Source organism: Hymenobacter sp. YC55 (genome assembly GCF_029433095.1).
Classification (GTDB): domain Bacteria; phylum Bacteroidota; class Bacteroidia; order Cytophagales; family Hymenobacteraceae; genus Hymenobacter.
Map to the genome: position 1 here is coordinate 2679510 of NZ_JARNTX010000001.1, position 17376 is coordinate 2696885.

The 17376-nt window shown below is 55.8% G+C and carries 14 protein-coding genes; 9 read left to right on the plus strand and 5 right to left on the minus strand.

Annotated elements, in window-relative coordinates; translation table 11 throughout:
• Positions 1 to 190: 190 nt before the first annotated feature.
• The 6 genes from P1X16_RS11320 (at position 191) to ureG (ending at position 6169) form a co-directional block, all read left to right on the plus strand.
• The gene (locus P1X16_RS11320; protein ID WP_277228856.1) at positions 191 to 790 is read left to right on the plus strand and encodes an urease accessory protein; all 600 of its coding nucleotides are present in this window, start codon (positions 191 to 193) and stop codon (positions 788 to 790) included.
• Positions 791 to 906: 116 nt separating this feature from the next.
• Entirely contained in the window at positions 907 to 1665 is a 759-nt protein-coding gene (locus P1X16_RS11325; protein ID WP_277228858.1) for an urease subunit beta, read from the plus strand.
• Between the two features lie 372 nt (positions 1666 to 2037).
• On the plus strand, positions 2038 to 2553 hold the full coding sequence (locus P1X16_RS11330) for a hypothetical protein (protein WP_277228860.1): 516 nt from the start codon (positions 2038 to 2040) through the stop codon (positions 2551 to 2553).
• Positions 2554 to 2557: 4 nt separating this feature from the next.
• Positions 2558 to 4273, plus strand: a complete 1716-nt coding sequence (ureC, locus tag P1X16_RS11335) for an urease subunit alpha (protein ID WP_277228862.1) — start codon at positions 2558 to 2560, stop codon at positions 4271 to 4273.
• A gap of 340 nt (positions 4274 to 4613) precedes the next feature.
• A complete protein-coding gene (locus tag P1X16_RS11340; RefSeq protein WP_277228864.1) occupies positions 4614 to 5288 on the plus strand; it encodes an urease accessory UreF family protein in 675 nt (224 codons plus the stop codon).
• 122 nt (positions 5289 to 5410) lie between these two features.
• Positions 5411 to 6169 carry an urease accessory protein UreG gene (gene ureG / locus P1X16_RS11345; RefSeq protein ID WP_277228866.1) on the plus strand — a complete coding sequence of 253 codons (759 nt, stop codon included), beginning with the start codon at positions 5411 to 5413 and terminating at the stop codon, positions 6167 to 6169.
• 137 nt (positions 6170 to 6306) lie between these two features.
• Here the strand turns inward: ureG and P1X16_RS11350 are convergent, their stop codons facing one another.
• Entirely contained in the window at positions 6307 to 7164 is an 858-nt protein-coding gene (locus P1X16_RS11350) for an urease accessory protein UreD (protein ID WP_277228868.1), read from the minus strand.
• A 344-nt stretch (positions 7165 to 7508) separates the two neighbouring features.
• Here P1X16_RS11350 and P1X16_RS11355 point away from each other — a divergent pair, with 344 nt between their 5' ends.
• From P1X16_RS11355 to P1X16_RS11365, 3 genes are all read left to right on the plus strand, one after another.
• Positions 7509 to 8432: a helix-turn-helix domain-containing protein gene (locus P1X16_RS11355; protein ID WP_277228870.1), complete on the plus strand. Its 924-nt coding sequence runs from the start codon at positions 7509 to 7511 to the stop codon at positions 8430 to 8432.
• A 200-nt stretch (positions 8433 to 8632) separates the two neighbouring features.
• On the plus strand, positions 8633 to 9094 hold the full coding sequence (locus P1X16_RS11360) for a hypothetical protein (RefSeq protein ID WP_277228872.1): 462 nt from the start codon (positions 8633 to 8635) through the stop codon (positions 9092 to 9094).
• A 9-nt stretch (positions 9095 to 9103) separates the two neighbouring features.
• Positions 9104 to 9418: a DUF3817 domain-containing protein gene (locus P1X16_RS11365; protein WP_277228874.1), complete on the plus strand. Its 315-nt coding sequence runs from the start codon at positions 9104 to 9106 to the stop codon at positions 9416 to 9418.
• A gap of 432 nt (positions 9419 to 9850) precedes the next feature.
• On the opposite strand, the gene P1X16_RS11370 is transcribed toward P1X16_RS11365, so the two are convergent.
• From P1X16_RS11370 to P1X16_RS11385, 4 genes are all read right to left on the minus strand, one after another.
• On the minus strand, positions 9851 to 10555 hold the full coding sequence (locus P1X16_RS11370; RefSeq protein ID WP_277228876.1) for a dienelactone hydrolase family protein: 705 nt from the start codon (positions 10553 to 10555) through the stop codon (positions 9851 to 9853).
• Positions 10552 to 13257: a glucosidase gene (locus P1X16_RS11375; RefSeq protein ID WP_277228878.1), complete on the minus strand. Its 2706-nt coding sequence runs from the start codon at positions 13255 to 13257 to the stop codon at positions 10552 to 10554. The genes P1X16_RS11370 and P1X16_RS11375 overlap by 4 nt, the downstream gene beginning before the upstream one ends.
• Before the next feature lie 188 nt (positions 13258 to 13445).
• Complete coding sequence (locus tag P1X16_RS11380) at positions 13446 to 15914, minus strand: M1 family aminopeptidase (RefSeq protein ID WP_277228879.1); 2469 nt, start codon at positions 15912 to 15914, stop codon at positions 13446 to 13448.
• A 199-nt stretch (positions 15915 to 16113) separates the two neighbouring features.
• On the minus strand, positions 16114 to 17196 hold the full coding sequence (locus P1X16_RS11385) for an acetamidase/formamidase family protein (protein WP_277228881.1): 1083 nt from the start codon (positions 17194 to 17196) through the stop codon (positions 16114 to 16116).
• Between the last annotated feature and the right edge of the window lie 180 nt (positions 17197 to 17376).

Consider the following 17376-nt stretch of genomic DNA (forward strand, 5'->3'; position numbering starts at 1 on the left):
AACCAACACCACACCGCAAAAGCGGCTCGGCAGCAATGTCGAGCCGCTTTTGCAGTTTACTGGCAGTTGCCCCGTATATTTCCAAGCGTTGGTCTGCTGCCAAGCAGGTCAACGCTGCGCCCCGCCTCTGCCCGCCCCACCCCGGTTTCTCTACCTCAACTCAGCAAGCCTAGCCTCGACCTGCTTCTGCATGGAGAACCTATTACCTATTTTATTCGCGTCCGTGGCCGGCGCCGGGCACGCTTTCGAGCCCGACCACCTGTTGGCCGTCAGCACCATGGTTTCGCGGCGCGACAGCACGATGTTGGCCATGAAGGATGGCTTGTATTGGGGGCTCGGGCACACCACCATGATAGCGCTAGTTGGCTCCGTAATCTTGCTCAGCCGAGCGACCTTTCTCACATCCGGCTACTTTGAAGCGGCGGTCGGCCTAATGCTGGTGGTTATGGGCTTGAGCCGATTGGCAGGCAAAGAACCTTTAGGCTTCAAGTTGCCGACTGGCTCCGAGCATCGGGTGGCGTATACGGTGGGCCTGGTGCACGGCCTGGCGGGCAGCGGGGCGCTGGTGCTGCTGGTGATGAGTGAAATTCGCAGCCCGCTGCTAGGCATGCTGTATTTGCTGGTGTTCGGGGTAGGCTCCATCCTTGGGATGTTCGGCGTGGCGGGGCTCCTGAGCATACCGTACACCCCGCGCATGCGCTTAAGCCGCCGCCTGCGCCTGGCAACCGGCATCGTCTCGTCACTGGTTTGCATTCTGTACGGTGGCTGGATGGTGTACGTGAATGTTTAGTTGTTGCTTGTTGGGAGTTGCTTGGTAATCGTTCAACTACCAATTCTCCCTCCTAGCAACTAACAGTTCAGCCATCCGCTATTCAACAAGCAACTCCCAACAAGCAAGCATCACTCATGCACCTCTCGCCCAAAGACCTCGATAAGTTGGTGCTGCACCAAGCCGGTTTTGTAGCTCAAAAGCGCTATGCCCGCGGCCTGCTGCTCAACTACCCCGAAGCCATGGCCCTTATTGCCACGCAGTTGCTGGAGTTTATCCGCGACGGGGAACGGGTGGCGGTGCTCATGGACAAAGGCAAACAGCTCCTGGGCCTGCAAGACGTGCTGCCCGGCGTAGCCGACATGATAGCCGAAGTGCAAGTGGAAGGCACCTTCCCCGACGGCACCAAACTCGTGACCGTGCACCACCCCATCTGCCGCGAACAAGGCAACCCCGAATTGGCGCTCTACGCTTCCGGCCTTACCCGCACCCCCGAAAAGCTGGCTATTGACAACGTGCTGCACCCCAATCCCGGCGAGTATCTGCTGTCCTCGGAAGATATCGTCTTGAATGCCGACCGCGCCACCGTGGAGCTGGACGTGACCAACCTAGGCGACCGGCCAGTGCAGGTGGGCTCCCATTACCCTTTCTTCGAAACCAACGCCGCCCTGCAATTCGACCGGGCCTTAGCCTACGGGTTCCGCCTCAATATCCCCGCCGGTACGGCCGTCCGCTTCGAGCCCGGCGAACGGAAACGGGTGATGCTGGTAGCCCTGGCCGGCGAGCGTATCGTGTACGGCGGCAACGGCTGGATTGATGGGAAGCTGGATGAAGCTAAAGGAGCAGATAGTGCTATGGGTAGAATGCGCGAGACAGATGCTAAACATCGTTCTTAATTGCAGTCTAATAGAAATAGAACATGCCTTATATCGACCACATAAGAATTGTATCTATAGCCCATATAGATGGCAAAGACCTAACATGCAACGGAGAAATTACAATAAACAATATACAGGAGCCACAAGCTTATGTAACATGGAAGCTATTATCAGATGATACTTTAATTGCCTCCGTTTCTAGCAATTTTTACTATAAAGAATCTTTACACAATCTTGATAGCTTACTAAATAGAGTTTTAGAAAAAATTGATAATTACAGAATTGGCAGGAATAAAATATTTAGAGACGCCAGGCTAATCAAGCATGAGACTAATAACAATTAGTATTTAATTCTTATTACTCATTTATTTAACCATAAGCAGTTTAATCATGAAATTAGAAACCATAACAATTAGGATTAACGCTTATTTTGGCAGGGCTATTATCATTGCTATTGTTCTTATCATGGTTATTGTCATTCTACCGTTTCTGCCTTTTACTTTAATATACTCTCATTTTGCGAACAAAAAGTTCGAGAAACAATACAGCGAATATTTACAGCAGGCAAATGGAGCCTGCTTCTTTTTTTACAACAACCGTAAGAGTAGCGTCACATTTTCCCGTGAAATACTTGTTCCTAAACTGGCTCCCACAGTTCGAAAGCTTTTTGTAGAAGGCACTCAAATTATTTCTGGAGATGATCTAAGGTTCCTTTCAACTATGCTTGCTGGCGTCAAGGACAGAAAAGGGTTTCCTTATCTGCTGAAAGTCATGGATGGTCAGGTTATAGACTGCTCAATCAACCACCAGTTTTACAACACGATGTCTGGAAACAAGCCGATAGAGCCGCTACTAGCGCAAATTAATTCCTTCTATACATCCACGGCTCCGGCTTCCAAGGAATAAACTTATGTCACTCCCCATCAACCGGCAGGCCTACGCCGATATGTACGGCCCTACTACCGGCGACAAAGTGCGCCTCGGCGACACCGAGTTGCTGATTGAAGTCGAGCGGGACTACACCGTGTACGGCGAGGAATGCAAGTTCGGAGGTGGCAAGGTGCTGCGCGACGGCATGGGCCAGGCCGCCGGCATCCCGCAAGCCGAGACGCTGGACTTACTGATTACCAACGCCCTGGTGGTTGATTACACCGGTATCTACAAGGCGGATATTGGCATCAAAAACGGGCGGATTATAGGTATTGGGAAAGCCGGCAACCCGCACATTATGCCTGGCGTGACACCCGGTATGGTGGTGGGCGTGACGACGGAAGTTATTGCCGGCGAAGGACAAATTCTGACGGCCGGGGCCATTGACTGCCATATTCACTTCATCAGCCCGCAGCAGATACCGGAGGCGCTGGCCTCGGGCATCACCACGATGGTGGGCGGCGGTACGGGTCCGGCGGCCGGCACCACGGCCACCACCTGCACGCCCGGCGCGTTCTATCTGGAAATGATGCTGCGCGCCACCGAGGAATACCCGCTCAACTTTGGCTTCCTCGGCAAAGGCAACACCTCCCGCCCCGAAGGCCTGCTAGAACAAGTGGAGGCCGGCGCCCTCGGCTTCAAGCTGCACGAGGATTGGGGCACCACGCCCGCCGCCATCGACCAGTGCCTCACCATTGCCGAACAGTACGACGTGCAGGTGTGCATCCACACTGATACGCTCAACGAAAGCGGCTTCGTGGAAACCAGCACCGCTGCCTTCAAGGGCCGCACCATCCACGCCTACCACACCGAAGGCGCCGGCGGCGGCCACGCGCCCGACATCATTAAAATCTGCGGCGAGCCCAACGTTATTCCCTCGTCTACCAACCCCACGCGGCCCTTCACCGTCAACACCATCGACGAGCACCTGGATATGCTCATGGTGTGTCACCACCTCGACCGTAACATTCCAGAGGACGTGGCCTTTGCAGAGAGCCGCATCCGCGGCGAAACTATTGCCGCCGAGGATATTCTGCACGATATGGGGGCGCTGAGCATCATTTCTTCTGATTCGCAGGCCATGGGCCGGGTGGGCGAAGTGCTAACCCGTACCTGGCAAACCGCCCACAAAATGGCACAGCAGCGCGGCCCCCTCCCCGAAGACGCTGGCCGCGGCCATGACAATTTCCGGGTGAAGCGCTACGTAGCCAAATACACCATCAACCCCGCCCGCGCCCACGGTTTCGCCGATGAAGTGGGCTCAGTGGAGCTTGGCAAGCTGGCCGATTTGGTGCTCTGGAAGCCGCAGTTTTTCGGTGCCCGCCCCGAGATGATCATCAAAGGCGGCGTGATTGTACAGTCGCAGATGGGCGACGCCAACGCCTCCATTCCTACGCCGCAGCCGGCCTTTTCGCGCCCTATGTTCGGGTCGCTCGGCTCGGCCATCGGACCGACGTCCATGGTGTTTGTCTCGCAGGCCTCGGTGACGCGCGTGCAGGCCACCTACGGCCTCACCAAGCAGGTAGTAGCCGTGAAAGGCTGCCGCACCGTGACCAAGAAAGACATGGCCCTCAACGACTATCTGCCCAACATCGAAGTAGACCCCGAAACCTACCGCGTAACCGTCGATGGCGTGCATCTAACCTGCGAACCAGCTACCAAGCTGCCACTAGCGCAACTCTACAACCTGTTTTAGAGCTGAGCCATAGTCGATTCTCTCAGATGAGGAGCGGTAGTTGACTACTTACGTGCTAATGTTGTGATAGTATTATCATGCTAAGTGCATCAGCAAGGCGAAATTGAAGCATCTTGTCACACTGACATTGTAAAAGTATTGTCATGCTGAGCGTAGTCGAAGCATCTCGCGTGCTGATGTAGGAGTAGTGATTACCACACTAGCGAGATGCTTCGGCTGCGCTCAGCATGACCGTTCTTGTGGATCGTTCAAGTATTGGTCAAGCACCCCTAGCCCCTGCTCAGCTGAAGAGGGAACTAACTATAGATTAGCTTTAGCCTTCCCTCATCACCCAAACTGTATGTCTCAATTCGTTCGGCTGCTGCACTTGGTGGATTCGGCTCTGCCGACGGGCTCGTTTGCTTACTCCTACGGCCTGGAAAGCAGCTTCACGTTTGGGTTGATTAAGACGGGCTCTGATTTTCGCCAGCATTTGTATGCGTATTTGCAGCAGGTGGCGAGTTTGGAGCTACCGTTTATGCACTCCTGCTTCAACCTGCCGGTGCTAGGCGAGGAATTGCACGAACTTGCTGAGGAATACGACGCGCAACTGCTGGTGCCCACGCTGCACCGGGCCAGCGTGACGCAGGGCAAGACGTGGCTGAAGCTGCTGACCACTTTTTATCCTGACGCTGGTTTGCCTGAACTTCGGGCTTGGTTTGACGCTCGGCAACTGCCACTACATTTCACCCTCAGCTTCACGCTGGCGCTGAAACAAGCGGGCTTCCCGCTGGCCGATTTGCAGGCGGTATACTTGCATATGGCGCTGCGCGACCAGCTTAGCGCCGCCATCCGCTTAGGCTTCCTTGGCCCCTTAGAAGGTCACCGGCTTCAGCACGATTTCTATGCCGTGTTCGAGCATTTGCTGGCTTGTTTTGCCCACCAGCCTTATCAAGAAGCGTCACGGTCGGCGTTTCTGCTCGATACCACACAAACCTTACACGAGGATATTTACTCGAAACTGTTTCAGAACTAGCTTGCTGTTCTATGCCTCTGCTTAACCACCGAAGCATAGGCGTCTGGTTAAGCTTTCAGACTTGATCTAGCATCAGTTTGGCAATTCTTTTCACCTTCACCACCTCTTGACTTTCCCTGAACATGGCTTTTGCTGATAAACTCGCCCTGCTGCTACACGGTCACACCCACGAGGTGATGGAGTCGCCGGGCGACTTCAACGAGCGGCAGACGCGGCGGCTTCCCTCCTACCGCAACTTCCGCAAACGTGCTTTCACCGTGGGCATTGGAGGGCCCGTGGGCACTGGCAAAACGGCGTTGCTTAAAGCCTTGTGTGAGCGGCTGCGCAACGACTATGAGCTAGGCGTAGTCACCAACGACATCTTCACCCGTGAAGACGCTGAATTTCTGATTCGCAATAGTGCCTTAAGCGCCGACCGGATTGTGGGCGTAGAAACTGGCGGCTGCCCGCACGCGGCTATTCGGGAAGATATTTCAGTGAATATGGACGCGCTGGAAGGCCTTATGGTGCGCTTCCCCACGCTGGATCTGCTGTTCGTGGAAAGCGGCGGCGACAATCTGGCCGCCCACTTCAGCCGCGAACTGGTAGACTACTCCATCTACGTTATCGACGTGTCGGGCGGCGACAAAATTCCGCGCAAAGGTGGCCCTGGTATCACCCAGTCCGACCTGCTGGTCATCAACAAAATCGACCTCAAAGACCTCATTCGCGCCGATTTGGGCGTGATGGAGCGCGACTCCCGCCGGATGCGCGGCGAAGGTCCCTTTCTTTTCGCCCGCGCCCTCGACGGCTTCGGCCTCGACGACATCATCAGCCACATCCACGCCGCGAAAGCCCGCGCGTTGGAGTCGGTGAGCGAGGACCGGCGACCCCGCAAGTAGAGGCTGTAGCGCGAAGCCTGCGCCTCGCGTATCATTGAACGACTAGAATCGCCCCGTAACAGTGGAATCGTCCATTAATACGCGAAGCGCAGGCTTCGCGCTACAGCCTAGTTGCATTACCCTTTATAACTCTTGCCTCAGTACTTACGAGCCAGCGGATTGTAGCCGAAAAACTCTTCGTTGGCCAATGCTTGCAGCACCTGCGCGCATAGCGGCTGCAAGGCCTGCCGGCTGTGGGCGGCAGCCCGAAGCACGTACACGTCTTCTTTGGCCTGCGTTACCGAAACCAGGCAGTCGTGGCCGCTTAGGTCGAATTGGGGAGTGTCGGGGATGGACAGCTTGAGGCGCTGGAATTGCTGCGCAAGGCGGGTGAATCGGGGGTCTGTGGGGGCGCCAATCAGGTAGAGTGAAAGCACGGTTTGGTAGGCGCCGAAGTTGGCGGGTGATGTAGCAACCTGCTCTTGCGGGTGGAAGGCAAACCGGTCGAGGAGCACGAGGCGGCCCTGGCGGCGTACGTGCAGCTCCGAGAAAAACGAGTGGAACTCGAATCTCTCGCCGATGTCCATGCGGCCAGAGTGCAACCAATCGGCCACCAGCAAAAGCGAATCGGGGGCGAGGTGCCAATGCTGGATTTGGCGGTAGCGGCTGCCGGCTTGCGGCACTACGGGGTCCGGAAATACTACGGCCAGGGCACCAGCGGCCAGCTCGCCGGCAATGTGCTGCTCGGCCACCTGCTCGTCGATGGACTTGAAAATTTTGGTGTTCGACTGTGAGCTAAGAAAAAGCCGCGTATTAGGGCCGCCCTTGATGCGCAGCCGAATGGTGTCGCCGGCGACCATGCCGCCGCCGTAGCTGGAGAGGACGACGTGGCAGGAACTAGCTGGTGCGGCCGGATTCAGAATCTTGAGTGGCTGCAAGTTGCGGCAAGTTATCAGCCGCGACCGGCCTTGCACCTGCGCTACTTCCAGTTCACTCCAATCGGTGGTAAAAGGCATTCTGAGAGCGTTAGGCTGCAATATAGCGGGCAGCCGCAGTCGTTTTCGCGCTAGGGCGTTCATCCCTGCCAAACGAATGTCAGGTACATTGGCTCAGAACAAGTGTTAAGTACCTATTTGTAGAGACGCGACACTTCGCGTCTCGTCGTTACTTCGGTCGTTTAGACTATTACAGCTGTTCAACGACGAGACGCGAAGTGTCGCATCTCTACAGGGTTCGTGGCCCTGCTAGAAGTCGGGCATTCGTATGGCCAGCAACTAAAGCATTCCAAGGTATAACTCGTCCCTACTGATGTGCTGCTAGTGCAGCGTCGTCAAGTTAGCTACTCGGCTGTTTCAACATTATGAGCGCATTATCTCCCCAAGCAATTAATACCTACAACACTAGTGGCTTTCTGACCCATTTCATGCCGGATAAGTCGGCTTTTCAGGCGCTACGGCGGGCAGGGTCGGAGTTGTTTTTTGCGGTGGCAGTGGAGCAGATGTACATGCACTTCACACAGGGTATTCCGCCTTCCCGAGCCACGGCGCACAGCTGCCTCTACCTGACTTCGGGCACGGCGCGCATGAGCATCGGCAACGAAACCTATACTATTCGGCCGCAGCAAGTGCTGGTAGTACGGGCCGGGCAAGTGCATTCTTTTGAGCCCGGTGACGAGAATACGGGCTTTCTGCTCCATTTTCACGACGATATGCTCCTCGGCAAAACCGGACCCACCGACGCTCCGAACCCTTTCGAGTTCTTGCAGTTTTGGGGTAGCCCGTATATCGAGCTGGATACCCAAACGGCGGGGTTTGTGGAGAATGTGATGCAGCGTCTGCTCACGGAATTCAACACCCACGAGCTGCACTACCCCGACATTCTGCGCGCTTATCTGCTCGCCTTGCTCCACGAGCTGAACCGGGCCTACGCCGCCACTCCTACTCCACCGCAGTCCACGGCGCTGACAATCACCAACCGCTTCAAGCAATTGGTTGCTACTTCCCTGAAATCAGCGCACTCGATTAGTGACTACGCCAACCTGCTGCACATCACGCCCAACCACTTAACCAAATCGGTGCGCACGGTCACGGGCAAGTCGCCGACGAAGTGGCTGGAGGAAACCATTGTGTTGGAAGCCAAGGCGCTGCTTTTCCAAAGCACACTGTCGGTGGCCGAAATTGCCGGCGAAGTTGGCGTGACCGACCCCTCGTATTTCAGTCGGTTGTTCAAGAAGCACGCCGGGGTGTCGCCGCTGGTGTTTCGCAAAATGATTAAAAAGTCCTGATTCCGGCTTTTTCTGTACTAACGGGACGTTGGGCAGTCCTCGACCTTTGCCTCAGCAATTACGCATCGCCCCATGTCCTTCATACAGAATTCCTTGTTTCCGCACGCAAGTGCGCTAGCCTCCTACCTGTTTACTAGGCTCCTTGAATACACTGGTAGTCAATACCTTGCTAATTCTGGCCGTCTCGCTTTCTAACGGCCATGTATTCTACCCTACTGTTTCTGCACTCGTTGGGCAGATGGGCGGTGCTCTGCGGCCTCTTGTATGGCATGGGCCGGGCCTACCGAGGCTGGCGCGGCCACCTGCCCTTCACCACCCATGACAATACCACGCGGCACACGGTAGCCACCGTGGCCCATGTGCAACTTATGCTTGGCTACGCCCTGTATATCACTAGTCCGCTGCTGAGAGACTTTCATCTGCGGGATGCGGTGCACGAACCCGGTACGCTGTTTTTCGGCTTGCAACACGTGGCCGCCATGACCGTGGCCATTATCGTGCTTACAGTAGGTTCGGCCCTGGCGAAACGCCAGTCTACCAGCCCCACGAAGTTTCGCACGATGGCCCTGTGGTTTACGGCGGCGCTGCTGCTTATTCTGCTGGCTATACCCTGGCCTTTCTCGCCCTTGGCCAGCCGCCCGTACTTCCGCCTTCCCCACTAATTTATTGTGATGCTGAAATCCCCAATTGGCCGCCTCCGTCTGCTAGGACTACTGGAGGGGCTTTCCTTGCTGTTCTTGATTGGAGTGGCCGTGCCGCTCAAGTATCTCACGAATGACCCTAGCTTAGTTCGAGCCATAGGGCCGGTTCATGGCTTGCTGTTCTTGCTTTTTGTACTGAACACCTTGCGCGTAGGCGTTGAGTATCATTGGCGATTTTCTACTACCACCTGGAAAGTGTTGCTCGCCTGCATTATTCCCTTCGGCACTTTCTACGTTGACCGCAAGATTCTCGCCCCCATGCAAAAGCAGGAAGCAAAGCCTTGATATACAAGTGACTATTGATTTAACTTCTCGTTTAATTTTATCAGCAAGCGAAAACGAAGCATCTCGTATGTTGACGTTGTGGTGCTATTGTCATGCTGAGCGCAGTCGAAGCATCTCGCTAGTGTGGTATATACTATTCCTGCGTCAGCACGCGAGATGCTTCGGCTTCGTTGCACTGCGCTCAGCATGACGGTCATATTGTATAGGGAACATCAACATACGAGATGCTTCGGCAAGCTCAGCATGACAATAGTAGTAGAGCGTTAGCATGTGTAATGCTTTGATAATATAATAAGATACCAGATAGAGTAAGCGATAGCTACTTAGCCTAACCCCGTAGTCAAAAAGCCACCCGACACCGATACAGTTCAAGTGGCTGTACAGCGCCGGGTGGCTTTGTTTAGTACTTAGCGAGGCAGATTCTCAGCGGGCCTAGCTTAGCTTTTCTTGGAAGAAGGCCAGCGTCATGGCCCAGGCTTCGGCGGCGGCATCGGCGTTGTAGCTAGGGCGCTCGTCGCAGTGGAAACCGTGGTCGGCGTAGGAAATGACGGTATTGATATAGGGTTTACCAGCGGCTTCTACGGCGTCTATTACCTCCGCAATGTGCGCTTTGCTGATGTGCTGATCGAGGCCGCCCCAGAAGAACAGGTGCGGCGCGTGCAAATCAGCGGCGCGGTCTTTCAGATGCTGCGTGCCGCCTCCGTAGTACGAAACGGCTGCTGCCAGCGGCAGCACGGCATTGGCCAAAAACGACACCCGGCCGCCCAAGCAAAACCCGATGCTCCCGATTTTGTCGGTTACGCTTTCCTGGGCTTGCAGCCAGCTATAAGCCGCCTGCAAATCAGCCGTCAGACCTTCTGGGCTAATAGCCTGGAAGTGAGGCGCGGCGCTCGGGAAGTCGTTGTAGGAAATTTCCAGGCCGGGCGCGGCGGAGCGGTGAAACAGTTCGGGGGCAATTACTACGTAGCCCGCGGCCGCCAGTCGGTCGGCTACGTTGCGAATGTGGCCGTTCACGCCAAAGGCTTCCTGCAACAGAATGATGCCTGGGTGCGGACCAGCAGTGGTAGGGAAAGCGGTGTAAGCGTTTAGCTCGGTGTTGTCGGAGGCTTGCAGAACAACGGCGTTGGGATAGCTCATTGAGATTGTAAAGGGGTTGCGAGTAGAGCCTCAGAAGCCGATGAGTCCGCGTTTTGTTTGGTATCAGGAACAGTAGAAGTGGCTCGTTTTTGTAACAATCTCACAATCAATCCCGTCCAGCCGGTTTGGTGGTTGGCTCCTAAGCCGTGGCCGTCTTCGCCGTGGAAATACTCGTGAAACAGCAGGTAGTCCTTGAAATGCGGGTCGGTTTGGAGCAGTTCGTAGTCGCCGAAGGCCGGGCGACGACCATCAGGGCCTTTGAGCAGGAGTTTGGACAGGCGTTCAGCTAGAGCTATGGCTACGTCATTGAGGTTAAGCATATTGCCGGAGCCGGTTGGGTATTCCACTTGCAGCGCCTCGCCATAGTAGGAGTGAAACCGCTGCAACGACTCGATAATGAGGTAGTTGATAGGGAACCAGATAGGACCGCGCCAGTTGCTATTGCCCCCAAACATGCTGGATTCAGCCTCACCCGGCACGTACGAAACCGAGAAATCGGCTTCTTCGGTGCTGAACACGTACGGATGTTCTAGGTGGTAGCGCGACATTGCCCGGATACCATATTCCGACAAGAACTCGGCCTCGTCGAGCATGCGGGTTAGCAGCTTGGTGAGGCGCTGGCGGCGCAGCAACCCAACCAAGTGGCGAGTTTTCTGGCCGGGCTCCTGCCACCGGGCTACGAGCTTGGCCAAGTGCGGACGGTTGACGAGCAGCCAGGTGGCCCGCGTCGTAAATTCCGGCATGGAATCCAGCAGTTCCTGGTCTATTACTTCCACCGCAAAAAGCGGAATCAACCCCACAATCGAGCGGACTTTAAGCTTGGTGCGCTCTTCGTCGGGCGTGTGCAGCACGTCGTAGTAGAACTCGTCTTCCTCGTCCCAGAGGTTGAAAACGCCGTCGCCGCCGCGGGTCATGGCATCGGCAATGTAGAGGAAGTGCTCGAAGAACTTGCCGGCAATTTCCTGGTACACCGGATTGGTTTTGGCCAGTTCCAGCGCCATGCGCATCATGTTTAAGGCAAACATGGCCATCCAGCTCGTGCCATCCGACTGCTCGATGTGGCCACCGGTGGGCAGCGGGGCGCTCCTATCAAACACCCCAATGTTGTCGAGCCCGAGGAAGCCGCCTTCAAAAATATTGCGGTTGCTTTGGTCTTTGCGGTTCACCCACCACGTGAAGTTCAAGGCCAGCTTATGGAACACCGACTCCAGGAAGTAGGTGTCGCCCTTGTCGCCTCTGAGCTTCTTGTCCATCTGGAAAACGCGCCAAGTGGCCCAGGCGTGGACCGGCGGGTTCACGTCGCTTAGGTTCCACTCGTAGGCGGGCAGTTGGCCGCTCGGGTGCATGTACGAGTCGCGCGTGAGTAGGCGTAGCTGCGTTTTGGCAAACTCGGTATCCACGGTGGCCAGCGGAATGCAGTGGAAAGCCAGGTCCCAGGCGGCGTACCAGGGATACTCCCACTTGTCGGGCATCGAGATAATGTCGGCGTTGTGCAGGTGCAGCCAGTGCCGGTTGCGGCCTTTGCGCCGTTCGGGCGGGGGCATAAGCATGGCTGGGTCGCCTTCGAGCCACTGCATAACGTCGTAGTAGTAAAACTGCTTGCTCCACAGCATGCCGGCAAATGCTTGGCGCTGCACATTGCGCGCGTCGGGGTCCGGCACGTTTTCCTGAATGCAGTTGTAGAACTCGTCGGCCTCTTGGCGGCGAGTTGCGAAGATTTCGTCGAAATCCGCAAACGGCGCGCTATGCTTTGAGGCGCTTAGCCGCAGCCGGACCACCCGCGTAAGGCCCGGCGCCACGCGCAGCTTGTACTGCGCAGCTACTTTGGTGCCTTGCTGGTCGGCATTGAGGGCGCCAGCTTTGCCTTCTACCACGTAGTCGTTGACGCCGTCTTTGAAGTGCTTGCCTTCGGCTGGTAAGCCGTATAGCTTAGCTCCGTTGGTAACGTTCTCGCAGAATAGCAATTGTGGGTCCTGCTCGCAGTAGAGCTGGTAGTTGCCTAGGCCCTCATGCTCTATTTGCACGGTACCGGGCTGCGTTTCGCGCATTTGTGGCCGGTAATCGTCGTAGCCCCAGCTCCAGGTGTTGCGAAACCAAAGCTGCGGCAACACCTGCAAGCGCGCCGTTTCTGGGCCCCGGTTGTGAACGGTAATCTGAATCAATATATCATCGGGGCCTGCCTTGGCGTATTCCACAAACAAGTCGAAGTAGCGGCCATCATCGAAAACACCGGTGTCAAGCAGCTCGAATTCGGGTTCCTCGCGGGTGCGGTTGGCATTTTCAACTACCAGCTCTTCGTACGGAAACTCCCGCTGCGGATACTTGTAAAGCATCTTCATGTAGGAGTGCGTGGGCGTACTATCCAAGTAATAGTAGTGCTCCTTCACGTCCTCACCGTGGTTACCCTGGTAGTTATTCAGGCCGAATAACCGCTCTTTGATGATATGGTCGCGTCCGTTCCAGACGCCCACTGAAAAGCAGAGGAGCTGCTGGTCGTCGGAAATGCCGGCTATGCCTTCTTCGCCCCACCGGTAAGCGTAGCTGCGGGCCATATCGTGGCTGATAAAACCCCAAGCATTGCCCTCGGCGCTATAGTCTTCGCGTACCGTTCCCCACTGTCGTTCGGTGAGGTAAGGACCAAACTTTTTCCAAAATTCCTTGTGCGTATTATCGTCCGCCAGACGTAACTGTTCCTGCGTCATAAGAAGTAACCCTGAGCCCGAAGGTACGGGACTCAGCGTAAGGCGTTCGGTCGAGCTTGGCTTTGGACGGTTAAATGAGGCTCAAAAGTAACTCGTTTATAATGGGTTAATCCCGTATTTAGCAGGGACACTAGCCCTATAAAACCCGATAAGTTACTATCCGTGGGCATTATTATAAACTTGAAATACTACGTTGCGGATTCTATTTCCTTTACAGCCTGCTTCACTAGTTCAGACGCCTGGGCAGCAGTAGGCCGAGTGGCCTGGTGTTGCTCGATCTGCCGTAGCAATTCTATAAGGCGAGTATGAATACCAAATTGCTTGTAGCGCACGGCCATGTCTTTGATGCGCGAAATTCCCTGAGAAAGTGCAGTTGGGTCGTCGAGGCGGCCTACTAACTCGGCAAGGCCAGGCAGCATATCGAAGCGGTTTTGTGGGCTACCCGCGTCGAACTTAGCTACTATCAGTGGCCACTGCGCCGCCCCGCCCGCTTTGCCATACACATCAACCATTGCTACCGTTAGAGGTCCTTTGTGGTCGGCTTCGAAAGCGGTAGCGCGGGCTAAAGCCTGCCGGGCATCAAGTGCCAACAAGCCCCGTAGCGCCGCGCCCTGCACTTGGTACGACTTGCTTTCGAGTGCCTTGCTGAACAGCTTGGTGTAGCGTTTGTCTTGCAGGGTGCCCAACGCTGTGAGTGCCACCGCTTGCGTCTTCACCGACGAGTCGGTGGCGGCGAGTTTGGCCAGTGCGGGCACGGCGGCTTTGCGTAGCGCAGCATTCTTAAGGTCCAGCAATTCGATGGCCATGCCGCGCAAGGCGGGAGATTTATCGGCGAGGCCAGCTACTAGGATTTTTTGCGCGGTCGGGTCCGTAAGCTGAGCTTTGGCGGCACTAAGGGCTTCGCGCCGGTCGAGGTAACGTGGGGCGTGGCGGTATTGGTAGGCGTATTCTGCTAGAGGCTTGTTGTCTTTCTTCTGCCAAACCAAGACTTTCTCGGCGTCCACGTTCACTAAATCGGGCTTGGTGGCGGCGGGGAAGTAGAGCGTATCCACGGCGTGGCGCAGCGTGGCCGGATACCGCTGCGTACGGCCACCCGCATAGATATCCACGTTGAGCGGCAGCACGTACGGTGTACCCGCCTGCGTTTGGTGCACAATCACGGCCTGTTGCTTGCGGGTAGCATCCCACTGGTAGTCGATGGCAACAATGGGGTGCCCCGCGCGGTAGTACCACTGGTCGAAAAACCAGTTTAAATCCTGACCCGATACCTCTTCCAATGCCAGTCGAAGTTGGTGCGGCTCGCCCGTGCCGAAGGCGTTCTGCTTTAAATACCGTTGTAATCCCCGGAAAAATACCTCTTGACCTAGATGGTAACGGAGCATATTCAGAATGTTGCCGCCCTTCTCATACGATACGGCATCAAACATGTCTTCCTTATCGGCATACTGGTAACGCGCCAGGGGCTTGGCATAGTTGGCCGGGTTGCGGAAGTACTTGCGTAAGCTTAGGTCGCCTTGCGCTTCGGCCGCGTCGGAGCCATATTCGTGCTCGGCCCACAGCACTTCGCTGAAGTTGGCAAACGACTCGTTCATGGTTAGGTTGCTCCAGCTTTCGGCCGTCACGTAGTCGCCAAACCACTGGTGAAACAACTCGTGGGCTATTTCACGCTCCACACCCGCGTATTCCCAATCCAGCAGTTCGCGGGCAGTGCCCTGCGCCTGGTCCCCAAATAAAGAAGCCGTGGTGTTTTCCATGGCTCCGGCCACGTACTCGCGTACTACCACTTGAGCATACTTATTCCACGGATAGTCTACCCCGAGCAGCTGCGAGAAATACTCCAGCATGCGGGGCGTTTTGCCGAAAATCTGCCGGGTTTGGGCTGCGTACTGCGGTTCCAGGTAGTAGCTTACTTCCTTACCACGCCAAGCGTCCTTGGTGATGCGGAAGTCGCCGACGGCCATCATAAACAGATAGGGCGCGTGCGGCTCGTCCAATTTCCAGGTATCGGTGCGCAGCCCCGCCCCGGCTGGCGCCTGCCCCACCAGCTTGCCGTTGCTGAGCGTGACGTACTTGGCGGGCACGGTCATGCTGATTTCCGAGGTCGATTTCTGATTGGGCTTATCAATGGTCGGAAACCAGGCCGAGTTGGATTCGGATTCGCCTTGGGTCCAAATCTGGACGGGCTTGCCTTTCTCGGTGCTGTCGGGGTTGATGAAGTACAAGCCCTTGGCTTCGGTAATGGCCGCACTGCCTTTCGTCTTCAGCTCGTCGGGCTTGGCGGTGTACTCTATATAGATAGTATAGGCTTCCCCGACCGGCACTGCCCGCCCCAGCTTAATGGCTAACTGCTGCTGATCGTAGCCGTACTTGAGGGGCTGCGGCGTGTTGCCTTGCATAAGTGCCACTGCTTTGATGTCCATGCCCTTGGCATCGAGCCGTAGCGAGTCAGTAGCATAGCCGTGCGGCTTGAGGGTCACCCATTCCTTGCCGTACAGGTAGCGCTTGGCATAGTCGAAGCGCACATCGAGCTTGGTGTGCACCAAGTCGTTGATTTTGCGAGCGGCAGCGCGGTACTCGCTGTTGGTAGCAGTAGGCTGCTGAGCGGCCGCTGTGGTGGCAGTGGCTAGGCCAAGTAAGAGCAAGGAGAAGTTTCGCATCAGGAGCACAAGGTAGAGAGTCTTATGCATCTAGATGAATGCCTTACATGAACGGTTGCCTTACTTTCTCGAACTACCGCCACCATCAGGAACTGAGTTAAATACTTTTCATGCGCGAATTAGTGTTTCCAACGCAAGCAGGACTTTCGGTCTTGGTGGCGGCAGTAGCTTATAGAATGTGAGAGAAGGAAGTAGCTTCTTACTTGCTCTTGCCTATGCCCACGGCTGGCTTACCCGTGAATATCTTTTTCGGAATCATGCTGTGGACGCCTTTGGTACCGTCTACTAACTGCGTGATTTCCATGTTAGCGGCTACGCTGGCGAGCATATAGGCATCGTCGTGGCTCAAGTTTTTCTCTTTCATCAGAAAGTCGATCATCTCGCGCAACGCCACTTTAGTGGCTTTGGTTAAATCTTCGTCGGTGCCCATGGTGATGTAATCGGTGGGCGTTTCGGCGCGGGGCCAAGTCAGGTGCATGTCTTTGCGCACAATAAATTCCAGCGTGCCGGTTAACGACGTTTCCAGGGCGGTGATGTCCACTTCGCCATTGCCTTGGCCAGCGTGCCCGTCGCCTACTTCAAACAGGGCGCCCGGCACGTGCACCGGTATATAGAGTGTGGTGCCGGCCACCAGTTCTTTGTTATCGAGGTTGCCGGCGTGGATGCCAGGTGGGGCACTGTTTACGCGGCCCGAGGCGGGTGGCGGCGCCACGCCCATGCTGCCGAAAAAGGGCCGCAGCGGAATTTCAATGCCCGGTGCAAATTGGGCCATCATCCGTTTCTTGTCGAGCGGGATGATGCGCATTTTGGCATAGCCGAAATCCTCGGGCAGAAAGCCGCTGGTGGGGCCAAAGGCGTTGTAGGCATACGGAATAGCCAGGTCCACTTTCTTGATGCGCACCTCCAGTACGTCGCCAGGTTCGGCACCTTCCACGTAGATGGGACCGGTCAGAATATGGCCTCCGGGCCCTTTGTTGGTTACGTCTTTGTGAATGTCGCGCAACGACTGTTCCACCTGCTCCGGCGGCAGCCCCGCCCCTTCCAGCCGCGTAGGGCTAGACGTAATGAGCGTTTGCACTTCCACTTTATCACCCGACTTGATTCGCAGCACGGGCTTGGCGGCGGCATCATAAAAGCCCCACGCAACGGTTGTGGGCGTGGGTTTCAGTTGGTGCGTGGTCGGCTTACCGGCTACTTGTTGCGCCTGAGAGGCAGTAGCCAGCAGCAAGCTAACGCCAAGCGCCAGCGTTACGGCGCTTTGAGGTAAGTAAGAAAAGCCCATGGGTATGATGTAGCAGCGAGAGATGCCCTAAACTACATACCAGCCGTTCAAAACTACTAGTCTATTCTGTAGACTATCTGAATAGTCGGAATCCTACGCTGCTTTCACGTCTTTGTTTACTCTAATCACCGTGCTTATCCGGCATCCGCTTACTAAAGCAAAGCATCCCGCGTGCTGCCG